This is a genomic window from Candidatus Pantoea formicae (genome assembly GCF_011752625.1).
GTDB classification, from domain to species: Bacteria; Pseudomonadota; Gammaproteobacteria; order Enterobacterales; family Enterobacteriaceae; genus Pantoea; species Pantoea formicae.
Genome location: NZ_VWXD01000013.1, coordinates 23,072 through 30,699 on the forward strand (window position 1 = coordinate 23,072; position 7,628 = coordinate 30,699).

Annotated in this window: 4 protein-coding genes; 2 read left to right on the forward strand and 2 right to left on the reverse strand. The window is 49.8% G+C overall.

Annotation, left to right across the window (positions count from 1 at the left end):
- Positions 1-334: 334 nt before the first annotated feature.
- Together F3J38_RS23750 and metK are read right to left on the reverse strand one after the other, a co-directional pair.
- The gene (locus F3J38_RS23750; RefSeq protein WP_167142871.1) at positions 335-1,729 is read right to left on the reverse strand and encodes a sugar porter family MFS transporter; all 1,395 of its coding nucleotides are present in this window, start codon (positions 1,727-1,729) and stop codon (positions 335-337) included.
- 510 nt (positions 1,730-2,239) lie between these two features.
- The gene (metK, locus tag F3J38_RS23755) at positions 2,240-3,391 is read right to left on the reverse strand and encodes a methionine adenosyltransferase (protein ID WP_167142874.1); all 1,152 of its coding nucleotides are present in this window, start codon (positions 3,389-3,391) and stop codon (positions 2,240-2,242) included.
- Positions 3,392-4,186: 795 nt separating this feature from the next.
- On the opposite strand from metK, the gene speA reads away from it, so the two are divergent.
- Both speA and F3J38_RS23765 read left to right on the forward strand, forming a co-directional pair.
- Complete coding sequence (gene speA, locus F3J38_RS23760; protein ID WP_167142877.1) at positions 4,187-6,166, forward strand: biosynthetic arginine decarboxylase; 1,980 nt, start codon at positions 4,187-4,189, stop codon at positions 6,164-6,166.
- Between the two features lie 744 nt (positions 6,167-6,910).
- Positions 6,911-7,600, forward strand: coding sequence for an EAL domain-containing protein (locus F3J38_RS23765; protein WP_167142880.1), 690 nt, complete (start codon positions 6,911-6,913; stop codon positions 7,598-7,600).
- The last annotated feature ends 28 nt before the right edge of the window (positions 7,601-7,628 follow it).

Below are 7,628 nucleotides of genomic sequence, written 5' to 3' on the forward strand. Positions count from 1 at the left end.
GGCCACAGCGCCTCGGCTGCTGCAACGGGCTATTCGCAGCGCTGAGGCGGAGACGTTGTGCCAGGAGCCAGGCGCAGGGATGCGACAGGCAGTTCGGGTAGGCCAGGACGGCCGTACCCGAACGTTCCGGCCGGCACAACGTTGCAGCCGAGGGTACCGCGAAGCGGCGCGAGGACGGCCCGGCAGCAGCCGAGGTGCTGTGGCCCGCACCAACATGCCCGCCCGCACATAATAAAAAAGGCCGCCATTTTAATAAAATGGCGGCCTCATCCGAACAGGAGCTTAACTGACAGGCATTACACCTTGCGGCAGCCCTTGTTCTCGTTTCTCAGCCTTACTGCTGGCCGATATCACGCAGTTTTTTACCCGACATCAGGTTGCGCTCGATGTGCTCCAGCGAGACGTTTTTGGTCTCTGGAATCAGCGCCACGGTCAGCAGGATAAAGAAGACATTCAGACCCGCATAGACCCAGAAGGTCGGCGCGTTGCCCAGCGTGTTCAGCATGGTCAGGAAGGTCGCACCAACGATCATGTTCGCAATCCAGTTGGTTGCGGTAGAAACGGTGATACCAAAGTCGCGGCCTTTCAGCGGCTGAATCTCTGAACACAGTACCCAAATCAACGGACCGGCAGACATCGCAAAACCAACGATAAACATCAGCAGCATCGCTACAGCAAAATACTGTGCAGAGGCAGAGTTAATGCCAACGTGCAGCATGGTCCCCAGGATGCCCATACCGGCAGCCATCACGATGAAGCCCAGTACCAGCGTCGGTTTACGACCCCAGCGATCCACCAAACCGATGGCAATAAAGGTCGCCAGTACGTTCACCAGACCGACAATCACCGTGCCCCACATTTGCTGAGTGGTGTTGGCGAAGCCGGCAATCTCAAAGATTTTAGGCGCGTAATACATGATGACGTTCATACCGGTGAACTGCTGCATCACCTGTAGCAACACGCCGAGGAACACGGCACGGCGGAAGTGGCTGTTGCTCTGAAACAGCTGCCAGCCAGACTGTTTGATCTTCAGGCTTTCACGAATCTCATCCAGCTCACGTTTAGCTTGTTCGCTGGTATCACGCAGACGGTCAAGCACTCGCTGTGCACTGCGGAAATCACCTTTTGCCGCTAGCCAGCGTGGGCTGTTGGGCAAGAAGAACACGCCAATCAGCAGCAGAACGGCAGGGATGGTGATGACGCCCAGCATCCAGCGCCATGCACCGGCATCACTGAACGCGGTGTCAGACAGGTAAGCTGCCAGAATCCCGATGGTGATCATCAGCTGATACAGTGAAATCATACTACCGCGAATTTTTTCTGGCGCGATTTCAGAAAGATACAGTGGGGCGGTATAAGAGGCGACACCCACGGCCAGGCCGAGAACCACACGAGCCGCAATCAGCATATCCGGGCTAGTGGCCATGGCGGACCACAAGGAACCGATGACGAACAGGATGGCACCCGCCATCAGGCTCTTTTTACGGCCCAGGTGAGAAGACATCCAACCGCTACCAATGGCACCGACTGCCGCACCAAACATCATGGAACTGACGATCCACTCTTGCTCATGTGCAGTGACGTTGAAATCTTTTGCGATAAAGGGCAGGGCACCAGCGATAACGCCGATATCCAGGCCAAACAGCAGGCCGGCCAGAGCCGCTAAGAAGCAGACAAACAAGGTCATGACCTTGTTTGATGTTCTGCTCTTATGAGTAGTACCAGGCATAATGCCTCCGAAGTTTATCCATCATTGTTTTTATCAATGTTATGAAACCTGTCGGCGGAAAAAAGTGAGTTCGATCACATCAGTGTAATCGGTTACACGCACTGAAACCCTGAAATCCAGCATTTTCCGCCCGAAATAGTCACGTAACCAGTAAGGTATAGCACCCTTTAAGTTTCTGACATCACTCTAAATATCGGCTATCAGACGACGCTGAAAATAACGCATTTTCACAGGAATAACTACGCTGAAAATTCTCTAAATTACAGATAACAAAAGAATTTCAAAATGTAATCGTTAACACTTTGTTGTAAGCAGAGTGATCAGAGTGTAGACAATGAAAAAAAAGCTGTGCGCGGTAGGCTGAGCAGCGAGCGTGAATGGCAATTAAGCGACAGGTGGCGAGGATGATTAGAGAAACGCGATGAATCGCACAGTGCTGATGCATAAGCCCTGCGGCAGGCACAAAAAAGCCCGCATTAAGCGGGCTGATTTTCGCTGGACTGAAATGAATTACAGGCCCGCAGCCTCACGCAGCTGAGCGGCTTTATCAGTCTGCTCCCACGGGAAGTGCTCGCGACCAAAGTGACCGTAAGCGGCGGTCTCTTTGTAGATTGGCTTCAGCAGATCCATCATTTGGATCAGACCGTATGGACGCAGATCGAAGAACTCACGCACCAACAGGGTCAGTTGCTCGGTAGAGACTTTCTCAGTACCGAAGGTTTCCACCATGATGGAAGTTGGCTCAGCCACGCCAATCGCGTAGGAAACCTGAATTTCACAACGGTCGGCCAGACCCGCAGCCACGATGTTTTTCGCCACATAGCGGGCAGCGTAAGCAGCAGAACGGTCAACTTTAGAAGGATCTTTACCAGAGAATGCACCGCCACCGTGACGTGCCATGCCGCCGTAGGTATCAACGATAATTTTACGACCAGTCAGACCGCAGTCGCCCATTGGGCCGCCGATCACGAAACGACCAGTTGGGTTGATGTGGTATTTGGTGCTGGCATTCACCCACTCAGCAGGCAGAACCGGCTTGATGATCTCTTCCATCACAGCTTCACGCAGATCGGCTGTTGAAACGTCTTCAGCGTGCTGAGTAGAAAGAACAACTGCATCGATACCGACAATTTTGCCGCCATCGTACTGGAAGGTGATCTGGCTTTTCGCATCCGGACGCAGCCATGGCAGTGAACCGTTTTTACGCACTTCAGCCTGACGCTGCACCAAACGGTGTGCGTAGGTGACAGGGGCTGGCATCAACACATCAGTTTCGTTGGTAGCATAGCCAAACATCAGGCCCTGGTCGCCCGCGCCCTGTTCCAGCGGATCGGTACGGTCAACACCTTGGTTAATGTCTGGAGATTGCTTACCAATCGCGCTCAATACTGCGCAGGAGTTAGCATCAAAGCCCATATCGGAATGCACATAACCAATTTCACGTACGGTATTACGGGTGATCTCTTCGATATCCACCCACGCGCTGGTGGTGATTTCACCGCCAACCAGCACCATACCGGTCTTCACGTAAGTTTCGCAGGCCACGCGTGCTTTAGGATCCTGTTCAAGGATGGCGTCCAGCACTGCATCGGAAATTTGGTCAGCGATTTTATCAGGATGTCCTTCTGATACGGACTCAGATGTAAAAAGGTGTTTAGCCATTCTGTTCTTTACCTTACAAATGGTTTGAATTCGACTGCATAGCGTAAGTGGACCAGGCCGACTCGACGCCCCTTCAGGCAAAGCCGCGAGCAATAGGGAGTATGGGTACGTAGCACCGACACCGCCTGGATGTTAATCAGTTTAGATGGACAACCATCTGGACGGCTATTCTAGGTTACTCAGTGAGCACATTTCCAGTGCTTTTTCAGATTCAGCACGTTTACGCAAGCGTAAGAATGGAACAAATTCCTGACACCACACACAATTCATGGACAAAGATTTTGCTTTTTCACTCTTCTGGCTGTATAAAACGCCGCTGTTGTTTTAAAGGATGACGTCGCTGTACGTCTCGCCGTCAGAGCCGTTCTCTGGCTTTCACCCAAGCCGTTTTTCGTTTGCTTATGGCAGACGTTGGAGGTGATAAAAGTAATGAACCACACTTCTTTTCTTTTCGGTTCTCTGCGCTCTTTAGGCGCGCTGGCAATCCTTCCCCAATCCAGTTCTGTTCTTTTCTCTCGCCGAAGTTTTATGCGTTGCGGTAATTATCCCGACACGAGCGCCGGCTAAGCTATTCCCACATTTCTAATGCTGTGTTTCACTCGCTATTGGCCGTGAAAATCGTAGGCTTTCGCCCCGTTTTTTACTGAATTTGGCGTGGTGTTTTACACTTAGAGTCAGCAACGTGCATGGCAACCCGATAGGCGGAGCTCAGCAAGATGGGGAAATCTTTACCCGGACTTAAAGCAATAAAACCCGGCAACTGTTTCATATTTCAACGGAAAATTGAGGTTCGCGATGTCTGACGACATGAAGAATATCAAGGGTTCGTCAGCTGGCGAACAGGGTGTACTCCGCTCCATGCAGGAGGTGGCGATGAACGATCAGGAAGCGAGCAGAATGCTGCGTACCTACAATATTGCCTGGTGGGGTAATAACTATTATGACGTCAACGAGCTGGGACATATCAGTGTGTGCCCGGATCCGGACCAACCGGAGGTACGCGTTGACCTGGCGAAGCTGGTGAAAGAGCGTGAGGCGGACGGTCAGCGTTTGCCTGCGCTGTTCTGCTTCCCGCAAATCCTGCAGCATCGTCTGCGCTCCATCAACGCCGCCTTTAAGCGGGCGCGCGAATCCTACGGCTATAAAGGTGACTATTTCCTGGTCTACCCGATCAAGGTTAACCAGCATAAACGCGTCATCGAATCGCTGGTTAACTCCGGTGAGCCGCTGGGACTGGAAGCCGGTTCAAAAGCCGAACTGATGGCGGTACTGGCACATGCCGGAAAAACCCGTTCGGTGATCGTCTGTAACGGCTACAAAGACCGTGAATATATTCGTCTGGCACTGATTGGTGAAAAACTGGGTCACAAGGTTTACCTCGTGATCGAGAAGATGACCGAAGTGCGTTTAGTGCTGGAAGAAGCGGAACGTCTGAACGTGATCCCGCGCCTCGGCATCCGTGCGCGTCTGGCCTCGCAGGGGTCGGGCAAATGGCAGTCGAGCGGTGGTGAAAAGTCCAAGTTTGGTCTGGCCGCATCGCAGGTCTTGCAACTGGTAGACATCATGCGCAAAGCAGGTCGTCTGGATAGCCTGCAACTGCTGCATTTCCATCTCGGTTCGCAGATGTCGAACATTCGCGATATCGCGACCGGCGTGCGTGAGTCCGCGCGTTTCTATGTCGAGCTGGCTAAGCTCGGCGTGAATATTAAATGCTTCGATGTCGGCGGCGGTTTGGGCGTTGATTATGAAGGCACGCGCTCGCAGTCTGATTGCTCGGTCAACTATGGTCTGAACGAATACGCCAATAACGTCATCTGGGCGATTGGTGATGCCTGTGAAGAAAACGGTCTTGAACATCCAACGGTGATCACCGAATCAGGCCGTGCGGTTACCGCGCATCATACCGTGTTGGTTTCCAACATTATTGGTGTCGAGCGCAACGAATTCAGCACCCCAGTGGCACCGGATGTCGATTCACCGCGTCCAATCCAGAGTCTGTGGGACACCTGGCAGGAGATGCACGAGCCGAACGTCCGCCGTTCGCTGCGTGAATGGCTGCATGACAGCCAGATGGACCTGTTCGATATCCACACCGGCTACTCTTCGGGCACGTACGATCTTGGCCAGCGAGCATGGGCTGAACAGCTGTACTTAAGCATCTGCCACTATATTCAGCAGCATCTTGATCCGAGTAACCGTGCGCATCGTCCAATCATTGATGAACTGCAAGAGCGCATGGCGGATAAGATTTACGTCAACTTCTCGCTGTTCCAGTCAATGCCGGATGCTTGGGGTATCGATCAGCTGTTCCCGGTTCTGCCGCTGGAAGGGTTGAACAAAACGCCTCAGCGTCGTGCTGTACTGCTCGACATCACCTGTGACTCGGATGGCACCATCGATCACTACGTTGATGGCGACGGTATTGCGACCACGATGCCGATGCCAGAATACGATATCGACAACCCACCGATGCTGGGCTTCTTTATGGTGGGAGCCTATCAGGAGATTCTCGGCAACATGCACAACCTGTTTGGTGATACCGAAGCGGTTGACGTGTTTGCCTTCCAGGACGGCAGTGTAGAAGTGCAGCTGTCGGATGAAGGCGATACGGTGGCCGATATGCTGCAGTATGTGCAGTTGAATCCTAATGATCTGATGACCCTGTTCCGCGACCAGGTCACCCAGCAGAAGGATATCGGTGAAGACCTGCGCGCGCAGTTCCTCGAAGAGTTCGAAAGTGGCTTATACGGCTATACCTATCTTGAAGATGAGTAACAGGCGCTAGTGGCGAGTTTTCACTCGCACGGTAGGTATTAATCGAGTGAGGGCCCTAACAAAGGCCCTCACTTTTTTTTGAAGTTATTTATTTCAATGATTAATTTCATTTGAATTGTGATAAATGTCACAAAGCTAATTAAACGCCCCATGATGTTTAAATGGTCTTTAAAATACCGCTTCACTATCCCTTTCATTTACCTAATAAAGCAATCTACACCACGTTTCCAGAATCGCAATACCCCTCTTTTAACTACTGATTTATCAACCATTAGCCAGTCATGCTGTTATGTTTTTCTTTCGATTTATAATGAAAACTTAAACATTAATGATTGAATAGTCACTCTCAGTGATTTCATTTTTTGGAGTTTATTGGAGCCTGGGTTCTGAAAAGAATGTAAGTGCATTTTGAGTCAAAAATAAAAAACACAATTTGTTGACTAATTTTTTTTGATTTAAAATCAATTGAGTACACTTTTATCATTCTGTCAATAGTCACTTTAACTTAAATTTTTATAGGAATTATCTGATCTCTTTTCGCATTTAAAAGAAACTAATCATCGTTATTGATAGCTTTAAACGATTGAAGTTGTTATTGAGGTTGACTGAAATCTATTTTTCAAAAGGAATGTTGTACGTTAGGCTTCCGTTAACGTGTTAAGTTTTGTCGATGTTTTCCTTACATCTAACTTGAGAAATACTGACATTTCAGAGGTATCAATCAGTTGCCTAAGGGATGGTGTAATGTGCAATCAACCTAATTTCGTTTTTTTGCTGGAACCTGTACACGCTATATCCGGCGAGTTGATTGCGTGGGAACTGTTAACACGTTTCCCAGATGATGCAGACACAAATAATAAACGTAACCCGAACAGGGATGCAGGGTTCTTCAGTCGGCTTCCTGCTGACGATAAATGGCAGTTATTCCTCCACCAGATCGGAAAACTTATTCAGCTATACAAAGAAGGATTTCAACAGGTCATTAGTGTCAATGTGGATAGAGATATCGTTGCCGGTATTTTTGAAGATATTGAAATACAACAAAAACTGGCTCAACTCACGCTGCTGCGTTTAGAGATATCCGCATTCTTCACTGCGCGATTTAACAGCGCCGATCTGTTGATATTAAAAGGTGTTGCGAAAGTGACGCCAGCTCCTCTTTGGCTTGATGATTTTGGTCCAGGTTATTCCAACCTGACCATGCTCGATAGCGGAATATTTGAAATCGTCAAGATTGACAAAGAATTTTTTTGGCAATTTGGCGACGGTCACATTTTTGACACGCTACTTACTCACCTCAATCAATTATGCGATGGCGTCATTGTTGAGGGGGTTGAAGACCAGACGCAGATTGACCTGTTGTCACGTAAAGCGATTTACGGCATGCAGGGCTATCACTGGAAGAGTGTCTACTTAACTGATTTGCTTAAATAATCCTGAAAATGGCTCTGGTGCAGTCTAT

What these genes read in the sequence shown, in the direction of transcription:
- F3J38_RS23765 (WP_167142880.1), top strand. Translation starts at nt 6,911, where the DNA reads ATGTGCAATCAACCTAATTTCGTTTTTTTGCTGGAACCTGTACACGCT.
- speA (WP_167142877.1), top strand. Translation starts at nt 4,187, where the DNA reads ATGTCTGACGACATGAAGAATATCAAGGGTTCGTCAGCTGGCGAACAG.
- F3J38_RS23750 (WP_167142871.1), bottom strand. Translation starts at nt 1,729, where the DNA reads ATGCCTGGTACTACTCATAAGAGCAGAACATCAAACAAGGTCATGACC.
- metK (WP_167142874.1), bottom strand. Translation starts at nt 3,391, where the DNA reads ATGGCTAAACACCTTTTTACATCTGAGTCCGTATCAGAAGGACATCCT.